This is a genomic window from Gordonia aquimaris (assembly GCF_026262595.1).
GTDB classification, from domain to species: Bacteria; Actinomycetota; Actinomycetes; order Mycobacteriales; family Mycobacteriaceae; genus Gordonia; species Gordonia tangerina.
Window position 1 is genome coordinate 1 of record NZ_JAPKFM010000031.1, and the last position, 23,974, is coordinate 23,974.

Annotated in this window: 20 protein-coding genes; 10 read left to right on the forward strand and 10 right to left on the reverse strand. The window is 67.1% G+C overall.

Going from position 1 to position 23,974, the window contains the following annotated elements; genetic code table 11:
• Window positions 1–50 precede the first annotated feature (50 nt).
• Window positions 51–1,088, reverse strand: a complete 1,038-nt coding sequence (gene fbaA, locus OSB52_RS21635) for a class II fructose-bisphosphate aldolase (RefSeq protein ID WP_266063464.1) — start codon at window positions 1,086–1,088, stop codon at window positions 51–53.
• Between the two features lie 148 nt (window positions 1,089–1,236).
• On the opposite strand from fbaA, the gene OSB52_RS21640 reads away from it, so the two are divergent.
• Together OSB52_RS21640 and OSB52_RS21645 are read left to right on the forward strand one after the other, a co-directional pair.
• Window positions 1,237–2,223, forward strand: a complete 987-nt coding sequence (locus tag OSB52_RS21640) for a DUF368 domain-containing protein (protein WP_372512464.1) — start codon at window positions 1,237–1,239, stop codon at window positions 2,221–2,223.
• 57 nt (window positions 2,224–2,280) lie between these two features.
• Entirely contained in the window at window positions 2,281–3,000 is a 720-nt protein-coding gene (locus OSB52_RS21645) for a VTT domain-containing protein (protein ID WP_266063466.1), read from the forward strand.
• 16 nt (window positions 3,001–3,016) lie between these two features.
• On the opposite strand, the gene OSB52_RS21650 is transcribed toward OSB52_RS21645, so the two are convergent.
• On the reverse strand, window positions 3,017–4,165 hold the full coding sequence (locus OSB52_RS21650; protein ID WP_266063467.1) for an acid phosphatase: 1,149 nt from the start codon (window positions 4,163–4,165) through the stop codon (window positions 3,017–3,019).
• Window positions 4,166–4,279: 114 nt separating this feature from the next.
• Between OSB52_RS21650 and OSB52_RS21655 the strand changes: the two genes are divergently transcribed.
• Complete coding sequence (locus OSB52_RS21655) at window positions 4,280–5,269, forward strand: MOSC domain-containing protein (protein ID WP_266063468.1); 990 nt, start codon at window positions 4,280–4,282, stop codon at window positions 5,267–5,269.
• A gap of 14 nt (window positions 5,270–5,283) precedes the next feature.
• On the opposite strand, the gene OSB52_RS21660 is transcribed toward OSB52_RS21655, so the two are convergent.
• The 4 genes from OSB52_RS21660 to OSB52_RS21675 form a co-directional block, all read right to left on the reverse strand.
• Window positions 5,284–5,949, reverse strand: coding sequence for a TrmH family RNA methyltransferase (locus OSB52_RS21660; protein ID WP_235724432.1), 666 nt, complete (start codon window positions 5,947–5,949; stop codon window positions 5,284–5,286).
• 24 nt (window positions 5,950–5,973) lie between these two features.
• Window positions 5,974–6,540, reverse strand: a complete 567-nt coding sequence (pyrE, locus tag OSB52_RS21665; RefSeq protein WP_266063469.1) for an orotate phosphoribosyltransferase — start codon at window positions 6,538–6,540, stop codon at window positions 5,974–5,976.
• 69 nt (window positions 6,541–6,609) lie between these two features.
• Window positions 6,610–7,581 (reverse strand): TtfA family protein, encoded by a 972-nt coding sequence (locus OSB52_RS21670; RefSeq protein ID WP_266063470.1) that lies wholly within the window; start codon window positions 7,579–7,581, stop codon window positions 6,610–6,612.
• A 4-nt stretch (window positions 7,582–7,585) separates the two neighbouring features.
• A complete protein-coding gene (locus OSB52_RS21675; protein ID WP_266063471.1) occupies window positions 7,586–8,608 on the reverse strand; it encodes a D-2-hydroxyacid dehydrogenase in 1,023 nt (340 codons plus the stop codon).
• 171 nt (window positions 8,609–8,779) lie between these two features.
• Between OSB52_RS21675 and OSB52_RS21680 the strand changes: the two genes are divergently transcribed.
• The 6 genes from OSB52_RS21680 to OSB52_RS21705 all read left to right on the forward strand — a co-directional run bounded on the left by OSB52_RS21680 (window position 8,780) and on the right by OSB52_RS21705 (window position 18,571).
• A complete protein-coding gene (locus OSB52_RS21680; protein WP_266063472.1) occupies window positions 8,780–10,105 on the forward strand; it encodes an aspartate aminotransferase family protein in 1,326 nt (441 codons plus the stop codon).
• Window positions 10,102–13,227, forward strand: coding sequence for an FAD-binding and (Fe-S)-binding domain-containing protein (locus OSB52_RS21685; RefSeq protein WP_266063473.1), 3,126 nt, complete (start codon window positions 10,102–10,104; stop codon window positions 13,225–13,227). The genes OSB52_RS21680 and OSB52_RS21685 overlap by 4 nt, the downstream gene beginning before the upstream one ends.
• A gap of 2 nt (window positions 13,228–13,229) precedes the next feature.
• Complete coding sequence (locus OSB52_RS21690; RefSeq protein ID WP_266063474.1) at window positions 13,230–14,735, forward strand: NAD-dependent succinate-semialdehyde dehydrogenase; 1,506 nt, start codon at window positions 13,230–13,232, stop codon at window positions 14,733–14,735.
• Window positions 14,736–14,792: 57 nt separating this feature from the next.
• Window positions 14,793–15,986 carry a M24 family metallopeptidase gene (locus OSB52_RS21695; protein ID WP_235724425.1) on the forward strand — a complete coding sequence of 398 codons (1,194 nt, stop codon included), beginning with the start codon at window positions 14,793–14,795 and terminating at the stop codon, window positions 15,984–15,986.
• Between the two features lie 103 nt (window positions 15,987–16,089).
• Window positions 16,090–17,334, forward strand: a complete 1,245-nt coding sequence (locus tag OSB52_RS21700; RefSeq protein ID WP_266063475.1) for an aminotransferase-like domain-containing protein — start codon at window positions 16,090–16,092, stop codon at window positions 17,332–17,334.
• 13 nt (window positions 17,335–17,347) lie between these two features.
• A complete protein-coding gene (locus OSB52_RS21705; RefSeq protein ID WP_372512465.1) occupies window positions 17,348–18,571 on the forward strand; it encodes a M20 family metallopeptidase in 1,224 nt (407 codons plus the stop codon).
• A gap of 394 nt (window positions 18,572–18,965) precedes the next feature.
• On the opposite strand, the gene OSB52_RS21710 is transcribed toward OSB52_RS21705, so the two are convergent.
• The 4 genes from OSB52_RS21710 to OSB52_RS21725 all read right to left on the reverse strand — a co-directional run bounded on the left by OSB52_RS21710 (window position 18,966) and on the right by OSB52_RS21725 (window position 23,127).
• A complete protein-coding gene (locus OSB52_RS21710; protein ID WP_266063476.1) occupies window positions 18,966–20,345 on the reverse strand; it encodes an MFS transporter in 1,380 nt (459 codons plus the stop codon).
• A gap of 121 nt (window positions 20,346–20,466) precedes the next feature.
• Window positions 20,467–21,186 (reverse strand): GntR family transcriptional regulator, encoded by a 720-nt coding sequence (locus tag OSB52_RS21715; protein ID WP_235724422.1) that lies wholly within the window; start codon window positions 21,184–21,186, stop codon window positions 20,467–20,469.
• Between the two features lie 25 nt (window positions 21,187–21,211).
• Entirely contained in the window at window positions 21,212–21,709 is a 498-nt protein-coding gene (locus OSB52_RS21720; protein ID WP_266063477.1) for a DUF3830 family protein, read from the reverse strand.
• Entirely contained in the window at window positions 21,706–23,127 is a 1,422-nt protein-coding gene (locus tag OSB52_RS21725; RefSeq protein ID WP_266063478.1) for an amidase, read from the reverse strand. The genes OSB52_RS21720 and OSB52_RS21725 overlap by 4 nt, the downstream gene beginning before the upstream one ends.
• A 65-nt stretch (window positions 23,128–23,192) precedes the next feature.
• Here OSB52_RS21725 and OSB52_RS21730 point away from each other — a divergent pair, with 65 nt between their 5' ends.
• The gene (locus OSB52_RS21730) at window positions 23,193–23,969 is read left to right on the forward strand and encodes a maleate cis-trans isomerase family protein (RefSeq protein WP_266063479.1); all 777 of its coding nucleotides are present in this window, start codon (window positions 23,193–23,195) and stop codon (window positions 23,967–23,969) included.
• Window positions 23,970–23,974 lie beyond the last annotated feature (5 nt).

Sequence of the window (23,974 nt, forward strand, 5' to 3'; positions counted from 1 at the left end):
GCCGACAGCGCCCGGCGAACCGGGCGCTGTCGAGTGGTTACGCGGGTCGTTCAGGCGCTGATGGACTTACCCACCGACTTGAGGTCGGTGCAGGCCTCCACCACACGCTCCGACATCGAGGTCTCGGCCTTCTTCGACCAGCCGCGCGGATCGTAGGTCTTCTTGTTGCCCACGTCACCGTCGACCTTGAGCACGCCGTCATAGTTCTCGAACATGTGCCCGGCGACCGGACGGGTGTAGGCGTACTGGGTGTCGGTGTCGACGTTCATCTTCACGACGCCGTAGCTGAGGGCCTCCTCGATCTCGCTCTTCAGCGAGCCCGAACCGCCGTGGAAGACGAAGTCGAACGGCTTCGCGCCCTCGGCCAGACCGAGCTTCTTGACCCCGACCTCTTGGCCGGTGTTCAGCACGTCGGGACGCAGTTTCACGTTGCCCGGCTTGTAGACGCCGTGCACGTTCCCGAAGGTCGCGGCGAGCAGGTACCGGTTGCCGGTGTCGCTCGCGCCCAGCGCGTCGAGGGTCTTCTCGAAGTCCTCGGGCGTGGTGAACAGCTTGTCGTTGATCTCGTTCTCCACACCGTCTTCTTCACCGCCGACGACGCCGATCTCGATCTCCAGGATGATGTTGGCGGCGCCCGCCTTCGCGAGCAGATCTTTCGCGATCTCCAGGTTCTCGTCGAGCGGCACGGCGCTGCCATCCCACATGTGTGACTGGAACAGCGGGTTCTTCCCGGCGTCGACGCGCTCCTGCGAGATCGCGAGCAGCGGACGCACGTAGGTGTCGAGCTTGTCCTTGGGGCAGTGGTCGGTGTGCAAACCGATGGTGACGTCGTACTTGGCGGCCACCACATGGGCGAACTCGGCGAGCGCCACCGCGCCGGTGACCATATCCTTCACACCGAGGCCGGAACCGAATTCCGCACCACCGGTGGAGAACTGGATGATGCCGTCACTGCCGGCATCGGCGAAACCCTTGATGGCTGCGTTGATCGTCGACGACGACGTGCAGTTGATCGCGGGGAACGCGTAGCCCCCCTTCTTGGCCTTGTCGAACATCTCTGCGTACTGCTCTGGAGTTGCAATGGGCATCGACGAAATCCTTCGAACGTAGGGTTCTCGCAGGCGCGAGCTGCCATCGCGTCTCAGTATGGCAGGTGCGCGGCGCGCTGTTGCGGCTGCAGGTGGACCCGCGGGCCCGGTTCCGCCGACGCTCGGCCCGCCCGGTTTGACCGTTACGATGGCAACCGTGTCGTCGTCAAAGGAGAAACGGGTACCGCAGGATCGTCCATCTCCCGACAATCACCGTCCGTCGGCCGGTGTCACCGTCGCCAACGTGGTGCGCGGCGGTCTGATGGGACTGGCCGAGACCGTGCCCGGTGTCTCCGGCGGAACGGTCGCACTGGTCACCGGCATCTACAGCCGGCTGATCGCATCGGCCAAACACCTCACCGACGTCCCGCGGGCGGTGGTCCTGCGCTCGGACTGGCGGGCCCAGATCCGCCAAGTCGACTGGTGGTTGCTCATCCCGGTCGCGATTGGCATGCTCATCGCCGTCTTCTCCATCGCCGGCGTGATGGAGACGTTCGTCACAGAGCAGCCCGTCTACTCCAAGGCGCTGTTCATGGGCATGATCGCCGCCTCGGTCGCGATCCCGTTCCTCGAGGTCCGGCCCGGCGACCTCGACGGTGGCGGCGCCAAGGGCCGCGCCGCGGCCGTGTTCGCCATGATGGCTGTCGCCGTGTTCGTGCTCACCTCGCTACCGCGCAGCGAGATCGCCGATCCGCCGCTGGTCCTGGTGTTCTGCGCCGCGGCGGTGGCCGTGTGTGCGCTCGTTTTGCCCGGTGTGTCGGGTTCGTTCTTCTTGCTGGTGGTCGGCATCTACGCACCCACCATGGCCGCTGTCGACGACCGCGACCTGCAGTATCTGTCGGTTTTCGCCCTAGGCGCACTACTGGGCATCGTGACCTTCGTGCGCGTGCTCGAATGGCTGCTCGAACACCATCACACCACCGCCATGATCGCGGCCGCCGGCCTTCTGCTGGGTTCGCTACGGGCGCTGTGGCCGTGGCAGACCGACGAGGGAGGCCTGATGGGCGTCGGTGACGACTGGCCCGGTGCGCTCGGGTTGTTCGTCCTCGGTGCAGTCGTGGTGGGGTTGGTGGCACTCGTCCAGCACAAGGTCTACTCCACCGACGCCGAGGCTTCGGTCACAGCCACGCCTTAGCCGACTCCCAGCGCAGAAGTACCTTCCGCTCCGGTTGCGCGAGTACATTGGTTCGTCGTGATCGACACCGCCCTTGCCACCACCACGACCAACCTCGCCTTGATGCCGGGGTTTCTGGACCCGGTGAATCTGCTGAACTCGTTTGGCACCTGGATCCTCGCCGGCCTGCTGCTGGTCGTGTTCATCGAGTCGGGGCTGCTGTTCCCGTTGTTGCCCGGCGATTCATTGCTGTTCACCGCGGGGCTGATCGTCGCCGCGAAATCCACCGACATCGAACCGTTCGCACCGCTGTGGGTGCTGCTTGTGACGATCCCGATCGCGGCATTCCTGGGCGACCAGGTCGGCTACCTCATCGGCAACCGCGTCGGATACTCGCTGTTCCGACCGAACGCGAAGGTGCTCAAAGAGCGCTATATCTTCGAGGCCCACGAGTTCTTCGAAAAGCATGGGCCCATCACGATCTTCCTGGCACGTTTCGTACCGATCGTGCGCACCTATGCCCCGCTGGTCGCGGGAGCTGCCAAAATGCGTTACCCGGTGTTCCTCACCTACAACGTGGTCGGCGCGATCGCGTGGGGCGCCGGTGTCACCCTGCTCGGATACTTCCTCGGGCAGATCGCGTTCATCCGCGACAACATCGACATCATCTTCCTGCTGATCGTGTTCGTCTCGGTGGTCCCGATCATCGCCGAGGTCGCCAAGCGGTTCCTGCGTTCCCGCAAGCCGGTCGTCGAGGAAACGCTCGAGGTGGAGACGCCGGAGAAGCGGACCTCATAAGCTTCCGCGCCGGCGGCTACGGGGTGTAGGCGTACGCCGCAGCCAGATCGATCCGCAGCCACCCGCCGTCGCTGCCCGACTTGTCGAGCGGATAGCCGGGGTCGATCGCGGTCCGCTGCAAGATGTCGAGACGCTGCGCGTCGGTCAGACCCGGGAATCGGCTCGCGAGCAGGGCCGCCGCCGATGCGGGGATCTGGTTGCGCTGAGCCGGCGCCGTCTTGGCGAAGCCGTAGGTCATCATCCGCCGATGCTCGGCCACCGCCTGCTGCGTGCTCATGTACGGGGTGTCCGCGGCGATGAAACGCGTCAGCGACCCACCGACGGCACGTTCGAGTTCGGCTCGAAGCTGACGTCCCGCCTGCTCGACGAGGGACCGAAAGCCCGGGTCGGACAATCGAGCCGAGACGAGATCGGTGGCCATGATCCGCCCGCCCATCACGTCGAGCGGGTAGTGCACTCCGAGCACGATGCGGCCCAGCCCGATCTCGCCGGCACGGGCGACGATCTGCGGGCCGAGTTCGGGCAGCCAGTACGCCAGCAGTCCGCCGAACAGGTAACCCATGCTGGTGTGTCCGGACGGATAGGAGCCGTTCCCGCCGAGGTCGGCGTAGAGGTCCTCGCCCGGCCGGTTGTAGCGCTCGATCTTTCCGGGCGCCACCACGAACGGACGCGGGTTGCCGAAGATCTCCTTCTCGATCAGGGTGGTGCCGAGCGGGAGCATGGCGCGTGCCGTGTAGCCCTCGGTGAGCGCGGCGACCTTCGGCACCCGGCCGTCGGCGAGCAGCTTGCGGAAGACCGGCCCGAGCCGCTTCCCGAGCGCTTCGGACAACGAGGTCAACCGATCGTCGTAGTTGATCGCGATCGCGTCGGCCTGCTGGGCCGGGGTGGCCGAGTTGTTGATCCGGATGACGGTGCGCAGATTCTGGTCGATGATGTCGGGGCGCTGTTCACGCAGAACATCGAAGCCGTCCAGGACCGGCACGTACGTCCCGCCCGGCGGATAGTCCGACGGGTACGGTCCGATGAGCTGGGCGGGTGTGAACGCCGCCGGCGCCGCCACCGGGGTGGGCGCGGCCGCGGCGACTCCCCCGGAGACGAGACCGAGACCGAGAGTCAGAGCAGTCAGTACGGAGATGAGCGCGGGGCGTAGGCGCGAGGTCGACACGGGTGATCACTCTTCCGTCCCGGACGTTGGTTGCGCAAGTGAACGATCGGTTACCGTGGGCGCGACCCACCGCCGCGGGCACAGTTGCGGGCAATCGCCGGAGAGCAGGGACCGATGAGCAGCACACCGTGTCGTATCACCGAGTTGTGGCGCCATCCAGTGAAGTCGATGGGTGGCGAGTCGCTCGAGTCGCTCGAGTTGAGACCCCTTGGGGTACATGGTGATCGGCTGTGGGCCCTGCATGATGTCGAACGCGACACCACCATCTCGGCTCGACGGCTGCCCGCCGTCTTGGGATTCTTCGCGCGGTTCGCGGCGCCACCCGGCCCCGACGCGGGCCCGGGGCGGGTACCGGCGGTGATCCTCACCGCTCCCGACGGCTCGGAGCATCACAGCGACGACCCGCAGATCCATTCCGCCGTGTCCGCGCGACTCGACCGCGATGTCCGCCTGATCCCCCTGCCCGACGATCCGCGCGCGCACCGGCTGTCGTGGCGCGAGCGGATGACGTCGCTGACCCCGGGGGCGCTCGCCCGCGATCTGGGTATCGCGTCCGACGAGAAGCTGCCGAAGGTCTCCGACATGAATGCCCGCGCGCTGTCGACGTTGACCCGCAACGCCACCCCGCCGGGTACGTTCGTCGATCTGTGTCCGGTGCATATCATCACCGAGACGAGCGTGGCCACCATCGCCGCCGCGATGGGTGTCGAGCACCTCGATCCCCGACGGTTCCGGCCGAACCTGATACTCGCCGGCGACTTCGGCGCCGACGGCCTTCCGGAGGCCCGGTGGCCCGACGCCACCCTGGACCTGGGTGACGCACGCATGCGCGTGGTGATGCGGACGGTGCGCTGCGTGGTGCCCAGCCGGGCACATGTGGGCCTACCGGTGGAGGCCGGTCTGACCCGTGCGGTCGCCACGACCGCCGACCGCTACCTCGGCGTGTATGCCGACGTCATCCGGTCGGGCCGGGTCCGGGTGGGCGACTCGTTGACGATCACGCCGCCGAGCCCACCGTCGGCGCCACGACGACTGGCCCGGCGCGGCCGCGTGCTGGCCTTCGACTCCGCCAACCGGGTCGCCGAGTTGCTGCGTCGCGGCTGACGCATCGGCGCCGCCTACCACGCCGTCCCGAGATCGGCATGCTGACGCACCCAGGCGTGCATCGTAATCCCGGCCGCCACACCGGCATTGATGCTGCGGGTGGAGCCGAACTGGGCGATCGAAACGGTGAGGTCGGCGTGGGTCTGGGCGTCGTCGCTGACTCCGGGGCCCTCCTGCCCGAACAGCAGCACACAGTCGCGCGGCAGGTCTGCCGTCTCGAGGCGAACCGCACCCGGCGTGTTGTCCACGGCGACCACGGCGAGTCCCTCGGCTCGCGCCCAGTCGATCAGCTCGGCCACCGAATCATGGTGCATCAGATGCTGATAGCGATCGGTGACCATCGCGCCGCGCCGATTCCACCGCCGTCGGCCGACGATGTGCACCGCCGCCGCCGCGAAGGCGTTGGCGGTGCGTACCACGGTGCCGATGTTGGCATCGTGGGCAAAGTTCTCGATGGCCACGTGGAAGGGGTGACGCCGGGAGTCGATGTCGGCGACGATGGCGTCGCGCGTCCAGTACCGGTAGGCGTCGACCACGTTGCGGGTGTCGCCGTCGGCGAGCAGCTCGGGGTCGTAGCGTGCGTCGGTGGGGGCCGGGGCGTCGTGTTCGGCGATCCACGGCCCCACTCCGACCGACGGCGTCGACCGCGGTTGCCACTCGGTGGGTCCGGTTTCCTCCACGGTCGTAAGTCGCTCCACTCGGGCCTAGCCGAGGCCGAGATCGGGCAAGCCGAGCAACGACCGGTAGGGCACCCCGAGGGCGGAAATCACCTCGTCGGCACCGGTCGCCCGGTCCACCACGGTGGCCACTCCGATGACCGTGGCGCCGGCCTCCCGCGCGGCCTCGACCGCAGCAGACGGCGAGGCACCGGTGGTGGAAGTGTCCTCGACGACGAGCACAGCGCGCCCGGCGATATCGGGACCTTCGATACGGCGTTGCATGCCGTGGGTCTTGGTGGCCTTGCGCACCACGAAGGCGTCGATGGCCGGGCCGTCGGCGTGCATGATCGACGTGGCGACCGGGTCCGCCCCCAAGGTGAGGCCACCGACCGCGTCATACGACCAGTCGGCGGTGAGTTCGCGCATCAGCTGCCCGATGAGCCGCGACGCCTCGTGGTGCAGCGTGGCTCGCCGCAGATCCACGTAGTAGTCGGCTTGTTTGCCCGACGACAACGTCACCCGCCCGTGCACGACGGCCAGGTCGGTGACCAGTTCGGCCAGGCGGGTTCGGGCGCGGTCGTCGACGGTGGGTGCGGACGCTGACGAAGACATGACGCTGCTCATTTCTGCAAGTGGTGGACGGTCACGGGTGCGCCGACGCGCGCCGCGAGGCCGACGACATCAGCCTTTGCGGTGACGGTTGGGACGATCGGGGGGAGGGGTGGCGCCCGGCGGCATGTCGTAGGGACGACGCCCGTCAGGTCCCGGCCGACGCACAGGCATCGGTTGCATGCGCCGTCCGGGTGCCGATTCCGGAGTTTGACTCCAGGCTCGTGTCGGCGCGGGTGACACCGCGTCACCCTCGGCGGTCGACGGCTCGGGCGCCGCGGTGGGCGGCTGGTGCGGGGCGGCAGCAGCTGCGGGTTTGTCGGCCTCGATCCGCGCGCGGCGCTGCTTGTCGCGCATCGACTCGGTCTTCTCGTCGGCCAGTTCGGCGCGTGTGGGGCCGTGCGGGTCGCGGGGGTCCGGGGCATCCTGCGGATCGACCAGTGGGGGTAGCACGCGCAACAGATCAGCGAACCTGCGGACCACCTCGAGCCCGGTGTCGAGCTGAGCGTCTTCGGTGGTCAGCGGCATCGAGCCGAGCACCCAGTTGCCCTCGTTCCACAGCACCTCGATGAACGGCGGGGCGTTGTTGGCCAACGCCACCATGCGCCGATCGCAGACACGACGCGCCACGTCGAGATTGTTGGAGAACATCACACGCGGACCCATCGCGCCCAGCAGCTCCACGTCTTCTTCGGCCGGCGCCAGGACGTCCTCGTGGCGAAGGTCGATCACGACCGGGGACGGGGTCGAACGCCGTACCGCGACCACGGTGGCCGTTTCGGCGAGGTCGAACACCGCCGCCTCGGTACCGGCGTAGTGCCCGTATGCGACGTCCTGCACTGCCACACGGTCGGGCACGTTCATCGTCGCGCGGTGAAAGACCTTGCGCAGCTTGGTGTCCGTTTCACGGAACTTGAACTCGTGCTGGTCCCCCCAGACCGCTCGCCGATGCCGCACAGCACTCGAACGCTGCCGGTCGAGCCACAACAGGGCGACCGCACCGGCGAGTGCCAACACGGCGATCACGAAATACACGATGGTCATCGCGCTACAGCCTACTATCGCCGCCGGTGCGTGTAGCGCCGGCGACATAACCCCGGTCCTTGTCGACGACGTTGCCGAGCACCGTGGCCAACGGTACGGACGCATCGAGGTAGCGCCGCAGGTTCGTGAGGAACTGTTCGGCGAGTACGTCGCGCCATCCGACGACGTCACCGCTCATGTGCGGGGAGATGGCGACGTTCTCCATCGCCCACAGCGGGCTCGACGGGTCGAGCGGTTCGTCGGTGAACACGTCGAGCGAGGCCGCACCGATGTCGCCGGACCGCAGTGCGTCGATCAAGGCCGGTTCGTCGACAAGCTGACCGCGCCCGACGTTGATGAGGTGTGCGTCAGGTCGCATCGCGGTCAGCACGGCGGCGTCGATCATCCGCTCGGTCTGCGGGGTCAACGGGGCGATGGCCACGACCGTGTCCACGTCACCGACATGGTCGGCGAGCTGCGCGGTCTCGACAACTGCGCCGAAGTCGGGGTCGTCGGTGCGGGCGGTACGACCAGCCCCGGTGACCCGGATGCCCGCGGCCCGCAGCAACCGGGCGGTGGCGCGCCCGATCCCACCGGTGCCGATGACAAGCGCCGACGTCCCCTCGGTACGCGTGGTCTCCCGATGCCGCCACACGCGCTCGCGCTGGTACCGCTTGGAGGTGTGTAACTCCTTGTGGTGGGCGAAGATCGAGGCCAGTACGAACTCCGCGATGGGTTGATCGAAAACACCGGCGGCGTTGGTGACGACGATGTCAGAGCGACGCAGATCGTCGAACAACAGCGAGTCGACGCCGGCGGCGCATACGTGCACCCAACGGAGATCGGCGGTCGCGGGACCCCAATTGTCCTTCAGCGCACGGGAAAAGAAGTCCCACACGAGCAGCACATCGGCTCCGGTCAGCGCCGCGGGCAAGGTCTGCGCGGTGCAGGGTCGGATGGTGGCGAGCTCCGAGATCTCATCGAGGTTGGCGGGCTCCGGGACGCCGTCGGCCCCGAGGATCGCGATGGTCGGTCGTTGTGTGGCCACGCCTCACCGTAACCAGGCGCCGCGGTTCTGGCCGCACCTATGGGTTCTGGCCGCAGTTCGGACGCCAAGCCGGAATCCGGAACTGCGGCCGGAAACCCTCCTCTGCACGCGCCGGACCAGGGACGATGTCTAATTGTTGACAATCCGACGATCGACCGTCACCGTGTACGCATGACCGTCACTGCCGAAGCCATGAACACCGCCCAAACCGCGTCGCTGAGTCCCGCGCTCAAGCAGGCCACGCCCGTTGTCGTCGACCATGCGCAGGGCTCGTGGATCCGCGGAACCGACGGCAACGACTACCTCGACTTCACCACCGGTATCGGCGTCACCAGTACCGGTCACTGCCACCCGCGCGTGGTCGCCGCAGCGCAGGAGCAGTGCACCAAGATCATCCATGCCCAGTACACGACGGTGATGCATCAGCCGCTGCTCGAACTGACCGAAAAGCTCGGTGGCGTGCTACCCCTGGGTCTCGATTCGGTCTTCTACGCCAACTCCGGATCGGAGGCCGTCGAGGCCGCCATCCGGTTGGCCCGGATGGCCACCGCCCGACCCAACATCATCGTCTTCCAGGGCGGTTTCCACGGCCGCACCGTCGCCGCGGCCAGCCTCACGACAGCGGGCACCCGCTTCTCGGCCGGGTTCTCACCGCTCATGTCCGGCGTGCACATGTCACCGTTCCCGTATGCCTACCGCTACGGCTGGGGCACCGACGCCGCCGTCGACTTCGCGCTGCGCGAACTCGACTACCTGCTGCAGTCACGCGTCGCACCCAACGACACCGCCGCGTTCCTCATCGAACCGGTCCTCGGCGATGGTGGCTACCTGCCGACCCCACCGCGATTCCTGGAGGGTCTGCGTGAACGCGCGGATCGCCACGGCATCCTGTTCATCCTCGACGAGGTACAAGCCGGCTTCGGCCGCACCGGCAAGTTCTGGGGACATCAGCACGCATCGGATCTGACTCCCGACATCCTCATCACCGCCAAGGGCCTGGCCTCGGGCTTTCCCATCTCGGCCATCGCCGCCTCCACCGAACTGATGAGCAAGGCGTGGCCGGGGTCGCAGGGCGGCACCTACGGCGGCAACGCCGTCGCCGCGGCCGCCGCCGTGGCCACCATCGACGTCATCCGCGACGAGAATCTGGTGGAGAACGCCCAAGTCCGGGGCGAGCAACTGCTCACCGGGCTGCAGGAGATCGCCGGGCGCTTCGACGCGATCGGCGATGTCCGGGGGCTTGGCCTGATGGCCGGAATCGAGTTCGTCAAGACAGACGCCGCCGACGTGCCGGTGCCCGATGCCGCGGCCGCCGCGGCGGTTCAGCAGGCCACCACCCGGCACGGCCTACTCACTCTCACCTGCGGGCCCGCCGGCAACGTGGTGCGCCTGATCCCGGCGCTGGTGGTGACCGAGGACGAGATCGCCCTGGGACTGGAACGATTCGCCGCAACGCTGTCCGATGTGTTCGCAGACGATACGCTCGGACAGAGATGACCGATGTCAGCACCAGGGGGCCGGCACCCACCGGAGATGTAGACGTCTCCGGTGAACTCGCCGCGCTCGGTCTCGAGGTCGATGCGTCCTCCCGCCGACGTGCCGAATACTCCTACGACGCTTCCAATTACCGGATTCGTCCGATTGCGGTGGTTTTTCCGCACACCGACGTCGACGTCGCGCGTACCGCAGCGTACTGCCACGCGCACGGCATCCCGCTCATCGCGCGTGGCGGCGGGACGTCGATGGGCGGCAACGCCATCGGCACCGGCGTCGTCATCGACCTCTCCCGGCACATGGATCGGTTGCGCGCCGTCGACGCCGCATCGGGCACCGCCGTCGCCGAGAGCGGCATCGTCCTCACGTCACTGGCCGCACAGGCCAAGGCGGCCACCGACGGTCGGCTGACGTTCGCACCCGACCCATCGTCGGCGTCACGTGCGACTCTCGGCGGCGCCATCGGCAACGATGCGTGCGGCAACCACTCAGTCCGGCACGGCCGTACCACCGATCATGTCGAGGAGCTCTACCTCGTCACCGCCGACGGGCTGCGGCTCACCGCAACCCGCACCGGCATCCATGCCACCGATCCGGACGATGCCGAAGCCGCGGCACGTGCGGTCGATCTCACCGAGCAGCTGCGCGATCTCACAACCCGCAACCTCGCCATCCTGCGCACCGACCTGGAGACCATCCCGCGGCAGGTGTCGGGATACCACCTGTCGAAGATGCTGCCGGAGAACGGTTTCGACATAGCTCGCGCCCTGGTTGGCAGCGAGGGCACCTGCGCACTGGTGGTGGCCGCCCGGGTACGGCTGGTGCCGGTCGCCACCAGTCCACTGTTGCTGTGCGTCGGCTACCCCAGCGTCAGCGACGCCGCCCGCGATGTGCCCGCCATCCTGCCGTACGCACCGTCGGCGGTGGAGGGCATCGACCGCAAGATCGTCGCGACGATGGCCGCCCGCCGTGGTCGCGACACGGTGAGCGCGTTGCCCGGCATCTCCGACCGCGAGTGCACCGCCTGGCTGTTCATCGACCTCGACGAGCACAGCGCCGCACAGAAATCCGAGACCAACGTGGCGGCCACCGCGAAGCGACTGCTCGATGAGCTCCGGGCCGGCGGGCGGATGATCGCCGGCACCACGGTGCCCGATCCAGTGACCCGCAAGACCCTCTGGCGGGTCCGCGAGGACGGTGCGGGACTCTCGTCACGCCTGGCCGACCCCGATGACGACAACGTCGACAGCGGTTACGAGTCCTGGCCCGGCTGGGAGGATGCCGCGGTCGCCCCGGACCGACTGGCCGACTATCTCGACGACTTCACCGGCCTTCTCGATCGGCACGGGCTCACCGGGGTGATGTACGGGCACTTCGGCGCCGGGTGCATGCACGTACGCATCACCTTCGATCTGCGCACCGCCGACGGCCGGGCGACCATGGACAGGTTCTGCAACGACGCCGCTCATCTCGTTGTGGCCCATGGCGGTTCGCTGTCCGGTGAACACGGCGACGGCCGGGCACGATCGGCTCTTCTCCCGGTGATGTACTCCCCCGCCATGCTCAGCGCCTTCGCGGAATTCAAGCGGATCTGGGATCCCACCGGCACGCTCAACCCCGGCTCCATCGTCGATCCGCCGCCGATCACCGCCGACCTCGCGCTCGCCGACGTCCCGGCCCGCACCTGGTCGACCATGTTCGATCTCGGCACCCCCGATCCCACACAGGCTGCCCCGAGCAGTGGCGTCGGGACCGACCCGGGGCTCGACCCGTTCGTGCACGCCGTCCAGGGCTGTATCGGGGTCGGGCGGTGCCGCGCGTCGTCGGGCGGCGTGATGTGCCCCAGCTATCGCGCCACCCGCGACGAGAAGGACTCCACGCGCGGCCGTGCGCGAGTGCTGCAGGACATGGTGCGCACCGCCCCCGACGTCGAATCCGGCTGGCAGTCCACCGATGTCGCCGATGCCCTCGACCTGTGCCTGTCGTGCAAGGCGTGCTCCACCGACTGTCCCACCGGTGTCGACATGGCGACCTACAAGTCGGAGTTCCTCCACCATCACTACGCCGGGCGTCGGCGACCACTGTCGCACTACTCCCTGGGTTGGATGCCGGCCTGGCTGGGCGTCGCCGGTGCGCTGGCACCGATGATCAATGCGAGCCTGCGCAGTCCGCTGCGCCGCGTGGCCGCCCGGGCCGGGGGACTCGACCCGCGCCGCAGCATGCCCTGCTTCGCACGTCGACGCGATCGGCGGCGTCATCTGGGCGCGCTGCCCGAGGTCGGTTCCACCTCCGACGTCATCTTGTTCATCGATTCGTTCACGCAGGCATTCCGGCCGCAGGTCGCCACGGCCGCCGCCGACGTCCTCGGTGCCACCGGCGCACAGGTCGGCTGCCACGCGGACAACTGCTGTGCCCTCACCTGGATCTCCACCGGGCAGCTCAAGCACGCGCGAAAAGTGTTGACGCGCACTGCCGACGCTCTCGACGACGGCACCGATCGGCCGATCGTGCTACCCGAACCCAGTTGCGCCGCAGCGCTACGCAAGGACCTCCCGGAACTCGTCCACACCGATGCGGCGCGACGGGTGTCGAAGCGGGTGCACAGCTTCGCCGACTATCTCCCGACGCTCATCGAGCAGGGGTGGACGCCGAGCGGACTACCCGAATCGGTGACGCTGCAGACGCATTGCCACGAGTACGCGGTGTTCGGCGCGCGCACCGGCGCGACGGTGCTGGAATCACTCGGCGTGCAGGTGCACACCTCCGACGGATGCTGCGGCGTCGCCGGGAACTTCGGATTCGAGCGTGGGCACTACGAGGTGAGTGTCGCGGTCGCCGAGAACGCCCTGGCACCCGCGTTGCGTTCGGCACCCGATCGCCCGGTGATCACCGACGGGTTCAGTTGTGCGATGTCGGTGGACCACCTATCCGCCACCGACCCAGAGATTCGTTCCACCGGACTTCATCTCGCCGAACTCCTCACCCGCTCCCCCGCACCTCCCCGCGCGCCGACAGAACCCCAGAACGCGCCGAGCGAACCTCCCGCAGCGCCGACAGAACCCCGATATCCGTCGACGGAATCCGATCCCTCATCGACAGCACCCGACAACCAGGAAGGAGCGTGACCATGACGGCCACCATCCCCACCACGGACGCCGCGCAGGCCATCGCGCGCCTGCACACCGACCTGTTCATCGACGGCCAATGGCGACCCACCGCCTCGGGTGCCACCTTCACGGTGGAGAATCCCGCCACCGGTGCGCCGCTGACGGTGGTCGCCGACGGTTCCGCCGACGACGCGCGTCTGGCCCTGGCAGCCGCCGCCGCACACCAGGCCGATTGGGCAGCGACCTCACCGCGCTCCCGCAGCGAGATCCTTTATCGCGCTTATCAGATCATCATGGATCGCGTCGACGAGATCGCCGCGGTGATGACCGCCGAGATGGGCAAACCACTGGCCGAGGCCAAGGGCGAGGTCGCCTACGGCGCCGAGTTCTTCCGCTGGTTCGCCGAAGAAGCCGTGCGCATCGGCGGCGACCACACCGTCACCGGCGACGGCAACAACCGGGTCGTGGTCAGCAAACAGCCCGTCGGCCCGTGCATCCTGATCACCCCCTGGAACTTCCCCCTCGCCATGGGAACCCGCAAGATCGGTCCGGCCGTCGCGGCGGGCTGCACGATGGTGTTCAAACCGGCCGAGCTGACGCCACTGACCGCGTTGCTGCTCACCGACATTCTGCGCGAGGCCGGCCTACCCGACGGTGTCCTCAATGTGGTGACCACCACCGATCCCGGTGCCGTGGTGGGTGAATGGATGACGTCGGGCGATGCCCGCAAGGTCAGCTTCACCGGGTCCACCGAGGTCGGCAAGATCCTGCTGGGCCAGGCCGCGGGCACGGTGATGCGCACGTCGATGGAACTCGGCGGCAACGCCCCGTTCATCGTGTGCGCCGACGCCGACGTCGACCGGGCCATCGACGGCGTGATGGTGGCCAAGATGCGCAACATGGGCCAGGCCTGCACCGCGGCCAATCGGATCTTTGTGCACCGCGACGTGCTCGACGCCTTCACCGACAAACTGTCGGCACGTATGGGCGGGCTCGTCGTCGGCGACGGCGCCGCCGACGGCACCCAGGTGGGTCCGCTCGTCGAGCAGAAGGCCACCGACAAGGTCACCACCCTCGTCGACGACGCACTCGAGCGTGGCGCCCGCATCGTCTGCGGCGGTGAGCGACCGGATGGACCCGGGCATTTCTATCCGCCCACCGTGCTGACCGATGTGGATCCGGCCGCCGACCTCATGCACACCGAGATCTTCGGCCCGGTGGCAGCGATCATCCCGTTCGGCACCGCCGGCGGTGACGCGAAGTCCGATGACGACGAGGTGCTGCGGTTGGCCAACGACACCCCGTGGGGCCTGGTCGGTTACCTCTACACCCAGGACATCGACCGAGCCGACCGGTTGTCGACGGATCTGCAGGTCGGCATGGTGGGTGTCAACACCGGCCTGGTCTCCAATCCGGCGGCACCGTTCGGCGGCATCAAACAGTCCGGCCTCGGCCGTGAGGGCGGTCGACTCGGCATCGAGGAGTTTCTCGACATAAAGTATGTCTCGCGGCCTATCGCCCGCTGACACACCAGTATTCACCGGCCGCACCATCGGCCGGGACGACCCGACAGGAGACCACGGATGTACCTCGGCGCTCAGCTGTTCACCGACAGCGAGTACGAGCAGCGCCTGACCCGTGTCCGCGAACTCATGGACCGGCAGGGCCTCTCGGCGATCATCGTCACCGACCCCGCCAACATCTTCTATCTCATCGGGTACAACGCGTGGTCGTTCTACACCCCACAGATGCTCTTCGTGCCGATCGAGGGCGAGATGGTGTTCTTCGCCCGGGAGATGGATGCGCACGGCGCACACCGGACTTCATGGCTACCCGAGGATCAGATTGTCGGCTACCCGGAGAGCTACGTGCACCGTCCGCACGTCCACGCATTCGACTGGGTGGCATGGGCGTTGCGCCAGCGCCACCAGATCGCACCGGCGTCGCGGGCCGGGTCGGTGGGGTTGGAGATGGATTCGCACTTCTTCTCTCCCAAGGCCTACCGGGCCCTGTACAACGCCATTCCGGAATGGAAACTGGTGGACAACTTCGAATTGGTCAACTGGGTGCGGTCGGTGAAATCCGACGCCGAGATCCAGTTGATGCGCCAGGCCGGCATGGTGTGTTCGGAGGCGATGCGCGCAGCCATCGAGACCATCGACGTCGGTGTTCGCCAATGCGATGCAGCTGCGGCGATCTCGCAGGCGCAGATCACCGGGACATCGGACTTCGGCGGTGACTATCCGGCGATCGTGCCGATGATGCCGACCGGGGCCGCCGCCGACACACCGCATCTCACCTGGCATCAGGGCACGTTCACCGACGACGAGGCGGTCGTCATCGAACTCACCGGCGCCCACAACCGATATCACTGTCCCTTGGCCCGCACGGTGTCCCTCGGCACACCGTCGAAAGATCTCGACTACGTCGCCAACGCCACCGCGGAAGGTCTCAACAACGTCCTCGAGGCCATCCGTCCGGGCGTCGCCACTCGCGAACTGGCGTCCACCTGGAACTGGACGCTGGCCAAGTACGGGCTCGAAAAGCCATCCCGCCTGGGCTATTCGATCGGTATCGGATACCCGCCCGACTGGGGCGAGCGCACCATCAGCATCCGCACTGAGGACGAGACGATCCTGGAGACCAACATGACCTTCCACATCGTGTGCGGAATGTGGATGGACGACTACGGTTTCGAACTCTCCGAATCGGTGCGGGTCAGCCCCACCGGAGTGGAGACGTTCACGAGTTTCCCGCGGGAGCTGATCCGAAAATGAAGCCCCGATCCCTGACGGCCGAGCGTCACCCCCCGCCCCCTGAGGAGCGAGGCGCTAGCCGAGCGTCACGAAGGGCCCCAACCACGCCGAGAGAGGTGAACCGATGACCGCCACCGCCGACACCCACAACCTGCGCCATTCCGGTCCCACCCTGCCGCTGGCGGGCCGGGCCAAAGATCTGGTCGGCTCGATGATCGACTCGTCCACGTCGCTGCTGGCGGCCCAGACCCACGACATCGTGCGCTTCGCGATGGGCTCACCCGCCGACGAAGCGGTACCGGCCGACGAGTTCCGGCAGATCGCCGGGGAGATCCTCGACAACTCGTCGTTCACCTACGGCGCCACCGAGGGTGAACCGCGCCTGCTACAACTGCTGGTCGACTACCTGGCCACCACCCCGGATCCGTCCAGCCTCGACCGGCTGGTCATCACCACCGGCGGCATGCAGGGCCTCGATCTGGCCTGCAAGCTGTTCGTCGATCCGGGCGATCTGGTGATCGTGGAGTCACCCACGTACACCAACGGCAGCGCCACCGCCCTCTCCTACGGTGCGCAGCTGCTCGAGGTCCCGACCGACGAGGACGGCATGCAGGTCGACACCCTCGAGGATCTCGTCTCCCACACCCATCAGACGCCCAAGGCGATCTACACGATCCCCACCTTCCAGAACCCGTCGGGTGTGACCCTGTCCGAGGAGCGCCGACGCGAACTGCTGCGCCTGGCCCACAAGTGGGGTGCGGTGATCATCGACGACGACCCGTACGGCCTGCTGCGTTTCGCCGGCGAGGACCTGCCCACGTTCCAGACGCTGAGCCCCAAGGACCCACTGATCTTCTCGGTGCGGACGTTCTCCAAGATCCTCGCGCCGGGCTGGCGGGTCGGCTGGGTCGACGCCGACGCGTCGTTGCGCCAACTGCTCATCAACGGCAAGCAGGCGATGGACACCTGCACGAATGTGCCGAACCAGCACATCGTGGCCGAGTACATCGCCCGCGGCGGCCTGGAGGATCATCTCGCCGGAATCCGCAAGCTCTACCGGGAACGCAAGGAGGCCATGCTGGACTCCATCGCTCGACATCTCGGCGATCGGGTGGTCACCACCAACCCGGACGGCGGCTTCTTCCTCTGGGTCACCCTGCGTGAGGAGTTCGCCGAGATCGACACCCGCGAGTTGTTCGAGCAGGCGCTGGCCGACGGGGTGGCGTTCATCCCCGGTCCCGCGCTGTCGCCGGGTGGTCGGTTCCGCAACGCCATGCGGCTGTGCTTCGCCTCGAGTACCCCGGAGCGGATCGAGGAGGGCATCGCCCGCCTGACCGGCACGCTGGAGAAGATGGCTCATACTGGATGACGGAATCCATTCGATGACCAGAAGAGCTCCCGGAGGTCGCGACGTGTCCCTGTCCGAAGCCGAGTCCGGCGTGTTGTCCCACATCAACGCCGATACCGTCGCCATGCTGACGGCGAGTCTCGTCGAGGCATCCAGTGAGAATCCCGGCGGCACCGAGGCCGCAGCGGTCGAGGTGCTCGAGAAGGCCTGCCGCAGCGCGGGTTTCTCGGTCGCGACGCGAGAAGTGGAGCCGGGGCGACCGAATCTGGTGGCCACCATGGCCGCCGGTGACGGACCGGGGTTGATGTTGCTGGGACACTCCGATGTGGTGCCCGCCGGCCCGGGCTGGTCGGCGGACCCGTACCGCGCGCGCTATGCCGACGGCCGGTTGTACGGGCGTGGCGCCACCGACATGAAAGGTGGGTTGGCGGCGGCCGTGGTCGCCATGCAGGCGCTGTCACATGCCGGCGCCTATGGTGCCGAACTGACCGGACCTGTCCGGCTGGTGTGCACGGTCGACGAGGAGGAGCACGGGATCGGTGTGCGCGATTTCGTCGCTCAGCAACCCGATCACCAGTTCGCCGGCTGCATCGTGGCCGAACCCACCGACCTCGAAGTGGTCCGGGGGTGCCGTGGCGCCTCCTACCTGGAGATCGACATCACCGGGCGTGCAGCTCATTCCGGGCGTCCGGCCGACGGACGCAGCGCCATCAATGCGGCCGCGTCCATCATCGATCTGATCCGTTTTGATCATGATCAGCTGGCGATGACGTCTGACGACCTACTCGGTTCGGGCACCTGGAATGTGGGCACGATTGCCGGCGGCCAAGGCATCTCGGTGGTGGCACCGATGTGCAGTCTCGGCATCGACCGACGGCTGATGCCGCACGAGGATGCCCAGAGCATCGCCGCTCAACTGCGCCGGGCGATCTCGGCGGCCCACATCGATACCGACGGAGTGTCGGTGGATGTTCGGGTCACCATGGAGATGCCGGGATTCGCCACCGACGAATCACACGCGCTGGTCGGTACCACCGTTGGCGCCATCACCGATGCCGGTGGCACCACCTCGGTCGGCGGCTGGAGCGCCGCCTGCGATGGCGGCTTTGTCAGCCGCGATCTGGGCATCCCGGCCATCGTCTGCGGACCGGGCGAAATCCACAGCGAGGCACATCAACCCGACGAATCGGTGGCGATCGCCGACCTGGAGACCGCCGCCCGGGCCTACGCACTCACCGCCCTGCGGCTACTGAGCTGAGAGTCGGTCCGACCACCACCGCTGATCGAGTAACCCACCAGCCGCCAAGCCAGCGCGCGTATCCCCCCAACGCAAACCGACCCCCTAGCCGCCGGGCCAGCGCGCGCTACCTCTGCTGATCGAGTAGCCCGCGAGCCGCCAGGCGAGCGCGCGTATCGAGATCCCCCCAACACACACCGACCCCCTAGCCGCCAGGCGAGCGCGCGTTACCACTGCTGATCGAGTAGCCCGCGAGCCGCCAGGCGAGCGTGCGTATCGAGATCCCCCCAACACACACCGACCCCCTAGCCGCCAGGCCAGCGCGCACTACCTCTGCTGATCGAGTAGCCCGCGAGCCGCCAGGCGAGCGTGCGTATCGAGATCCCCCCAACGCACACCCGCCCGGCCGACCCCGTCAGGCCGCCCGTGCGGCCATCGCGAGATCGCGTTCCTTGGACGGGATCTCCGAGCCCCGGATCGACACTCCCGCGGTCTCCTTGAGGAAGACCAGAGCGACCATACCGATGGCGCACGCGATCATCATGTACAACGCGGGGAACAGATTCCATCCGGTCCCCTCCACCACCGCGTCGTTCACCAGCGGCGCAGTACCACCGAACGCGGCGGTCGCCACGTTGTAGGAGATCGCGAAGCCCGCATACCGCACCTGCGTCGGGAACATCGCCGGGAAGGTCGCCGAGATCGTGGACAGCTGCGGGATGTAGAGCAGCCCCAGGATCACGAAGCCGATGATGGCCCAGCCAAAGCCCTGGCCCATCAGCCAGTACAGCGGCAATGCGAGGACGAACAGGCCGATGAGCGACGCCCACCACATCGGTTTTCGTCCGGTCCGGTCAGACCAGGCGCCGAAGAACGGGATCACCGCCATCATCACCAACTCACCGATGAGGATGACCGCCGTACTGGTGTCCGTACTCATCCCGATGGTGTTCTCTAGATAGGTCGGCTGATACGCCAAGAGCGTGTAGTTGGCCACGTTCAGCGCGATCACCATGCCGAACATGACCACGACGGGCTGCCAGTACGTCTTGACGAGGTCGATCAACTCACGACCGGGTGACGCCTCGAGTTTGTGTTCGTCCTCGAGTTCCTCGAACACCGGCGACTCGTCGACCTGGGTACGGAGGTAGAGCCCGACGAGGCCGAGTGGGAGGGCGAGGAAGAACGGCAGGCGCCAACCCCAGGTCGCCATCGCGTCGTCGGACAGCAGCAGGTCGAGCAACAACACCACCGCGGATCCGAGGACGAATCCGGCGAGAGTGCCGAATTCGAGGAAACTGCCGTAGCGTCCGCGCTTCTTGTCGGGTGCGTACTCGGCCATGAAGGTTGCCGCGCCGCCGTACTCGCCACCGGTGGAGAATCCTTGCACCACACGCAGCAGGATCAGCAGTACCGGAGCCCACACGCCGGCCACGGCGTGGGTGGGAAGGACGCCGATCAACGCGGTCGCACCGGAGATCAGCACGATGGTCAGGGCAAGCACCGACCGTCGGCCGATGCGGTCCCCGATGGGCCCCCAGACGAAGCCGCCGAGGGGGCGGAGCACGAATGAGATGGCGAACCCGAGCATCGTGCCCAGGGTGCCGAGATCGCCGGGGAAGAAGGCGTCGGTCAGATACGTCGCGGTCGCGGCGTAGACACCGTAGTCATACCACTCGGTGGCGTTGCCGATGGCCGATGCGCTGATTGCTTTGCGCAGGATCGACTTTCCCTCGGGTGATTCCGGGTCCGGTCTGGGGTGCGCGTTCGCCGCGGACGGCGTGGGATTCGTCATCTGAGCCTTCCTCGATCTGGTTCGGCCAGTTGTCGTGTGTGGGGTTCACGGAGGTGAACGACGCGTGGTGCGATCGAGAAGCAACGATGACGAGATGGGACCGATCAGAGACCTGCTGCGATCACCCCGCCGACACCACGCCGGCCAGATCGGGAATGTCATCTCCGACCAGTCGGTGCAGTCCGTCGTTCATGTGCTCGATCATCAGCGCGTCGGCCGCCGGCGCGTTTTTCGCCGCGATGGCGTCGACCAATGCCTGATGTTCCTCTATCCGTTCCTTTCCCGATGCGTAGGTTCCCCGCATCGCCCGCAGACACATTCGCGTCTCCACCAGGATCGTTTCGTGCAACCGCGAAAGTCGCTGGCTGGCGGCGTGATCCACCAGCGTCTGGTGAAAACGCATGTCTGCGTCGGCCATCTCGACCCCGTTCGGGTCATCGATGAACTCTCGCATCTGTGCCACTACATCATTCAAGTCGTCGATGGCGTCGTGATCCCCACGATAGATCACCTGTTCCACCGCGGCACGTTCGACTGCAGTTCTCGCCACGTACATGTCCCGTATGTCCGAATTGTCCATCGACACAACGAAAAGGCCGCGATTCCGATGGCTGACGAGCAACCCTTCGGCGGTGAGTCGTTGCATCGCTTCCCGCAACGGTCCACGGCTCACCCCAAGGTCGGCAGCCAGCCCCGATTCGGTCAATTGCGACCCGGGCGCGAAGTCGCCGTTGGCGATGGCATCGTGCAGTTTGCGCGCGATGATCGCCGGCGTCGACTCCTGCACGAGCGGGGTCAGGACCCGTTTGCGTCCGGATCCTCGTTGCCGCGTTCCACTCATCTGCATTACCCCTTGTTGTTTACTCTCATGCACGCCGATACGAGAGTGTTTCGCCGCGCGCGCCGCCCATCCAGATGTCGTTGCACGCCGCGGCGAACGCGTCGAGCCCCTCGGTGATGGTCCCGAACACGTTGCCCGGCACCCAGCCCACGTCCCCGTTGATCAGCAGATTGTTGCGTCCGTAGAAGACCGCGAGATCGATCAGCAGGCGATGCGCGCCCGGCGCACCGCCGGGTTCATACCCGTAAGCAGGGTTGTCGAGCACGCCGTCGAAGGTGAAGTAGCACAGGTCGCCGGGGATCGGGGTCACGGTGGTGTTCTCCGGACCCGGCTCGACCGGCGCGAAGGACGGTAGCAGGGTGTAGATCTCGTTGCGGGCGAACTTGCCGTGATATACCTGGTCACCCAACGGAAGCGCATCCCACACGGCCGCCGCGGTACGCGGCGCCTCGTCGTCGAGCAAGCGCGCCACCGCGGTGACACCGCGCTGTTCGAGTGTGACCGTGATGTAGCGGTCGCTCATCGTGCGCCCTCCCGGGTCCGGAACGGCGCGATACGCTCGTATGCCGCCGCCACCCGCAGTACCGTGTCGTCGGCGTGGCGGGCACCGACGATCTGCAGGCCGGTCGGCAACGGCGCAATCGCGTCATCGTCGAATCCGCTCGGCACTGTGATCGCCGGTTGACCGGTCAGGTTGAACGGATAGGAATAGGGCGTCCACGACGTCCAGTCCGGCGAGTCAGATCCAGCCGGCACGTCGACGCCGGCCTCGAACGCTACCCGCGGCGTGCTGGGTGTGATGAGCACGTCGTAGTCGAGATGCAGGTTACCCATCTCGACGCCGAGCGCCATCCGCACGGCGGTGGCATCGAGGTAGTCGGTTGCCGAGAAACCGGCGTGACGGGCCAATGCCGCAGCCAAACCGTGGTCGATCTTCTCGTGCGCGCCCGGGCCCAGCGCGCGCACCACCACGTCGGCGCCACTGAACCACAGGATGTGATACGCCCATGCCGGGTCCGACCAGCTCAGGTCGATCTCGGTCACCGAGGCACCCAGCCCACGCAATGCATCGACGGCTACCTCGGTGTTGCGTTGCACCACTGGGGAGTTGGTTCCGAAACCCAGATCGGGGCTGTAGGCGATCCGGACTCCGTCCAGATGATCCGGTGCGAGCGCGAGCTTCTCGGCCGAACTCGTGGTCGGTGTCGGCATCGCCCACCAATCGCGCGGATCGAATCCACTCAGCACGTCGAGCATCGTCGCGCAGTCGGCGACCGTGCGCGTCATCGGGCCGGCATGTGCCAGAGTCCCGAAGGGACTCGCCGGATACAGCGGGACACGACCAAAGGTCGGTTTGAAACCGACGATCCCGCAGAAGGATGCGGGAATGCGGATCGATCCGCCGCCATCGGTGCCGACCGACAGCGGACCGAGACCGGCCGCCACCGCCGCCGCACTGCCGCCACTCGAGCCACCAGAGGTGCGGTCGGAGTTCCACGGGTTGCGGGTGACACCGCACCGCGGGCTGTCGGTGACGCCCTTCCAGCCGAACTCCGGCGTGGTGACCTTGCCCAGCAGCACCGCGCCCGCCTCACGCAAGCGTGCCACCACCGGAGCATCGACGGTCCAGGCGTCGTCCTCGGGTTGAATCAGTTCGGATCCCCGCAGGGTGGGCCAGCCCGCTGTCAGGAAGAGATCCTTGATGCTCACCGGCACGCCATCGAGCGGACCCACGGGAATGCCTTCCGCGTGTCGTCGGGCGGACTCGCGGGCGTCGCGCATCGCCGCGTCGGAGTCGACCAGGCAGAATGCGTTGATGACAGGGTTCTCGTCGTCGATGGTCGCGAGTAGTTCTTCGGTCACGGCGACCGGGGAGAGTGCCCCCGACCGGTACCCCGCCCCGAGCTCGGTGGCGGTGCACCAGCGTGCGGTTGTGTCCATCGGTTCCTTCAGCAGATCGTGTAGTTCTTGGTAGATTGTTGACAATCTACCCGGGAGGTCTGTGAGTGACAACCAGAACGCCAACCGTCGCATTGCTCTATCCAGGTCATGCCGCCGAGGACGACTACCCGCTCGCCGAAACCGCCCTCGACGGCGCGATCCGGCTGCCGGTGGTCATCACCGAGATCGAATCCGACGATCACACGGTGGAGGCCATGCGCGCCGTGGGAACCGATACCCCGCTGCGAGAGGGAGCCCAGCGCGCCGTGCGCCATGAGCCGGACGCCCTGATCTGGGCCTGCACGTCCGGCAGCTTCCTATACGGCTGGGAGGGCGCACATGAACAGGTCGCCCGGGTGGCCGAGCAGGCGGGTCTGCCGATGTCGTCGACGTCCCTGGCGTTCGCGGCTGCCTGCCGCGAGCTCGGTGTGACATCGGTATCGGTTGCCGCCACGTATCCCGCTCCGGTCGCCGACGGTTTCACGACCTTCCTCGCCGGCGCAGGCATCTCGGTGGTGTCCTCGTCCGCCCACGACGTCCACACCGCGACCGAAGCGGGAATCCTGGACGGCGACAACCTGTTCGAGATGGTCCGCGCGGCCGACTCGACCGACACCGAGGCGGTGTTGGTACCCGACACCGCACTGCACACCATCGGGTGGATCACCGATCTCGAACGCGAGATCGGTAAACCCGTACTCACGGCAAACCAGGTGACCACTTGGCAAGCAACACGTTTGGCCGGCCTCCAGCTGTCCGTCGACGGCTTGGGGACGCTGTTCGGCGGCACCGTTCCCGCATCCCGTGCAGTGCCGGTAGGGCATCCCCCGCTGGTTGAGTAGCGGCG

Coding starts and splice junctions, on each gene's coding strand:
- OSB52_RS21720 (WP_266063477.1), bottom strand. CDS start 21,709: ATGAGCGACCGCTACATCACGGTCACACTCGAACAGCGCGGTGTCACC.
- fbaA (WP_266063464.1), bottom strand. CDS start 1,088: ATGCCCATTGCAACTCCAGAGCAGTACGCAGAGATGTTCGACAAGGCC.
- OSB52_RS21705 (WP_372512465.1), top strand. CDS start 17,348: ATGACCAGAAGAGCTCCCGGAGGTCGCGACGTGTCCCTGTCCGAAGCC.
- OSB52_RS21700 (WP_266063475.1), top strand. CDS start 16,090: ATGACCGCCACCGCCGACACCCACAACCTGCGCCATTCCGGTCCCACC.
- OSB52_RS21680 (WP_266063472.1), top strand. CDS start 8,780: ATGACCGTCACTGCCGAAGCCATGAACACCGCCCAAACCGCGTCGCTG.
- OSB52_RS21725 (WP_266063478.1), bottom strand. CDS start 23,127: ATGGACACAACCGCACGCTGGTGCACCGCCACCGAGCTCGGGGCGGGG.
- OSB52_RS21715 (WP_235724422.1), bottom strand. CDS start 21,186: ATGAGTGGAACGCGGCAACGAGGATCCGGACGCAAACGGGTCCTGACC.
- OSB52_RS21670 (WP_266063470.1), bottom strand. CDS start 7,581: ATGACCATCGTGTATTTCGTGATCGCCGTGTTGGCACTCGCCGGTGCG.
- OSB52_RS21690 (WP_266063474.1), top strand. CDS start 13,230: ATGACGGCCACCATCCCCACCACGGACGCCGCGCAGGCCATCGCGCGC.
- OSB52_RS21685 (WP_266063473.1), top strand. CDS start 10,102: ATGACCGATGTCAGCACCAGGGGGCCGGCACCCACCGGAGATGTAGAC.
- OSB52_RS21710 (WP_266063476.1), bottom strand. CDS start 20,345: ATGACGAATCCCACGCCGTCCGCGGCGAACGCGCACCCCAGACCGGAC.
- OSB52_RS21640 (WP_372512464.1), top strand. CDS start 1,237: ATGGCAACCGTGTCGTCGTCAAAGGAGAAACGGGTACCGCAGGATCGT.
- pyrE (WP_266063469.1), bottom strand. CDS start 6,540: ATGTCTTCGTCAGCGTCCGCACCCACCGTCGACGACCGCGCCCGAACC.
- OSB52_RS21695 (WP_235724425.1), top strand. CDS start 14,793: ATGTACCTCGGCGCTCAGCTGTTCACCGACAGCGAGTACGAGCAGCGC.
- OSB52_RS21655 (WP_266063468.1), top strand. CDS start 4,280: ATGAGCAGCACACCGTGTCGTATCACCGAGTTGTGGCGCCATCCAGTG.